Raw genomic sequence first — 2691 nt, 5'->3', positions numbered from 1 at the left:
TGGATACAGCACTAAAGGAGTAGATGGGTCATTTGGAAAAAATACTGAAGTTGCTGTAAAGAAATTCCAAAAATCCAAAAAGCTCACTTCAGATGGAGTCGTCGGACCCAAAACGAAAAAAGCGCTTGGACTTAAATAATTCTCAATACCGATATCCACTGTTTAGAGGATATCTTTTTTTATGTTTTAATTGTACAACCTATACATTATTACCCATATCGTCTTTATTTTCCCACCATCAGTTATTGACTTTATGTTATAATTTATACATCAACAGCTAATCATAATCGCACTGTCATTACATACAAGGGGGTAATACAAATGTACGATGAAATTCTCTTAACATCCATTAAAGCAATTTTTGTAATAGGCACCATCGCGATGTTTGTGATTTTAGGATTCGTAAAAGGACGCCGTTTTTAACTTTATCTAAAATATCCTCACCTGCCTGATTACATGTATAATTTTATACCGGTAATCAGGTTATTTTTCACTCAAAAAAAAAGCATATCCTCTCTGGGCATGCTTTTCCTTACCAATTCCAAAAATCCGTTTTATCTAAAAGTTGATCGATGTCAAATGTATCAAGATGGAATGGAACTGACTCTTCCGCAATCGCCTCAGTGGCTAACAATAACTGGTCGATATCAATAATGGCCAAAACAGTCCTCTCCCTTTTTTTAATGGTCTTTACCCTCATTTTCATTACATTAAACACTTCGTTCAAAAGAAATTTTATTTGAGGGTATCCTTTAAATTTTACATTTGACATTCATTTTAGATGCAGTGAATCTTTTTCAGATCCTTCCTGAGAAAGCGTATGTATCAATTTAACCAGCTTATAAAAAGTCCCGCTGCAGATTGTAACCTCGGGCAGATTATGAAATATTGATTTTTTATTAATATGATAATTGTCTTTCTCGGGTGAATACACTATAATTTTCTTATTTAAAGATAAAGCATATCCAAGCTCATATAGATTACCTTTACCTGCTGTTAGGAAGATCAGCATGAAATCGGCTTCCTCAATCCCTTTTTTTTCATATTCTCCAATGCCGTCCTTTATTTGGTTTTTTTCATCATTCGTAATTAAATTCAAGTCATTCACACAAGTAAACCCTTTTGAAGTCAATTTCTTGATCAATGACCTTACTTGCTTCAAATTTTTTTCGTCTGATGCTATATAATATTTCACACATACACCTCCAAAATATATAACTATTGATACTTTTTACCTATGTTACCTATACTATACATATTCGTTATAAAGAACGCAATATCCTTTCCCCAAAAATAAAAAATATTTAAAGGGATTCAAACGAACCAAAAAACCATCATTCCTTTTTCAGGTAATGATGGTTTTTCAAATATGCAGTGGAATCATTTTCACCGTCACTTCAGCTTACTCAAAAAATAATAAACTATGTACAAATTTTGGTTTGACATTCAGGGTTATAAAATGTTCATTGAATGTAAAGAAATACAAAATAAAAACCTTGTCCCCTAATCGACAAGGTTTTTTTATTTTTCATATGTGATATTTTCTATTTCAATCCTGAAGGGGGCAGCCTCACAAATATTAATCCCCCTATCCAGATTCACCTTTTCCATTTCACTTGCATCCGGGATTGTTTTTTTATCGTGAATAAAATGTTCGACCATGGCTTCCAACAGTTCTTGAGCACAAGCTAAGGCATCTACCCGATTCCTACCGCTAACGGAAGAAATAATTCCTTCTCGCCTAAAATCCGGGAAGCAAACTTGAACGGAAAAAGAATCGATAATCAACGGGTGCTTTTCATAATAGAATACGGCTGGATACTCAAAGATTTGAATGGTCAAAATATCATCCCTTCATACCATATTTAGGTTTTTAGTTAATTATAACATGAATTTCCATTTTAAATATGTTTAAATTACTTTTCTTAGTTTTTTAGGTTATTACTTAGATTTAAAAGGTTGTTATGTCCGTACTTACCGTGAAATAAAAAAACACCAGGAAAATCAGGATCAAGATAACATTCAAGATAATTCCAATGATGCTGCACACTTTCCCAGCTGTCACTAATCCCTTTCCAGATTCACCAGTAAGCTTAATTTCTTGTTTACTCTTCGAAGCAAATATTAAACCTAGAATACCTAATATGATGCCTATGAATGGAATTAACAGGGATAATACCCCCATGATCAATGATACTATAGCTTTGCTATTGGTTAGTTTGATTTCCGACATATCTTCCACCTTCTTTCTTCCTTTATATATACGGTTAGTAAAAGAAAAAGATTCGTTTTTTGTGCACTTATACTTCTAATATTCTAGATGATTTCAGAAATCCGCTCGCTTTCCGCAGACTGTCTGCCAATCCTTTTCGCCGCAAGCATCTAGCGGTGTCTCAACTTGCCGGTTATTCGGCAGTTGTGTCGCAAATTCTTCTAGCTGGTTAGGGACTCATCCCTAATTAAAAATGTAAAAATACATGAGGCTACTCAAGTCTTCTTTTAAACGATGGTCCGAGGTGATAGCAAAAACCTCCTTTTGTAGACAAGTAGAAAACGACTCATTCCGGAGTCGTGTTTTTAGGTTGCTTAAGATTAAATTAGATGTGGTAACCTAATAAGCACAAATTAAACAAAAAAATAAAAAAGAGCAACAAAGTAAAAAAAAAGTGTAAATTAAATTTGTATTATTGA

General features: G+C 33.4%; 5 protein-coding genes. 1 reads left to right on the top strand and 4 read right to left on the bottom strand.

Annotated elements, in window-relative coordinates; genetic code table 11:
* Positions 1-139, top strand: a 139-nt coding sequence (locus ACFVSH_RS21920; protein ID WP_387707800.1) for a peptidoglycan-binding domain-containing protein, incomplete at its 5' end; no start/stop codon positions are given.
* A 393-nt stretch (positions 140-532) separates the two neighbouring features.
* On the opposite strand, the gene ACFVSH_RS21915 is transcribed toward ACFVSH_RS21920, so the two are convergent.
* The 4 genes from ACFVSH_RS21915 to ACFVSH_RS21900 form a co-directional block, all read right to left on the bottom strand.
* Entirely contained in the window at positions 533-661 is a 129-nt protein-coding gene (locus ACFVSH_RS21915; RefSeq protein ID WP_387598964.1) for a hypothetical protein, read from the bottom strand.
* A gap of 111 nt (positions 662-772) precedes the next feature.
* Entirely contained in the window at positions 773-1216 is a 444-nt protein-coding gene (locus ACFVSH_RS21910; RefSeq protein WP_349728572.1) for a nucleoside 2-deoxyribosyltransferase, read from the bottom strand.
* A gap of 305 nt (positions 1217-1521) precedes the next feature.
* A complete protein-coding gene (locus ACFVSH_RS21905) occupies positions 1522-1842 on the bottom strand; it encodes a type II toxin-antitoxin system HicB family antitoxin (RefSeq protein WP_076369562.1) in 321 nt (106 codons plus the stop codon).
* Positions 1843-1951: 109 nt separating this feature from the next.
* Positions 1952-2233, bottom strand: a complete 282-nt coding sequence (locus ACFVSH_RS21900) for a DUF4190 domain-containing protein (protein ID WP_260288990.1) — start codon at positions 2231-2233, stop codon at positions 1952-1954.
* Positions 2234-2691: the final 458 nt, after the last annotated feature.

Source organism: Peribacillus sp. NPDC058002, from assembly GCF_042886655.1.
In the GTDB taxonomy this organism is placed as follows: domain Bacteria; phylum Bacillota; class Bacilli; order Bacillales; family DSM-1321; genus Peribacillus; species Peribacillus aracenensis.
This window is presented reverse-complemented; position numbering and strand designations above follow the sequence as displayed.

Bases quoted from the DNA above. Each gene is read 5' to 3' on its own strand.
- ACFVSH_RS21900 (WP_260288990.1), bottom strand. From the start codon at position 2,233: ATGTCGGAAATCAAACTAACCAATAGCAAAGCTATAGTATCATTGATC.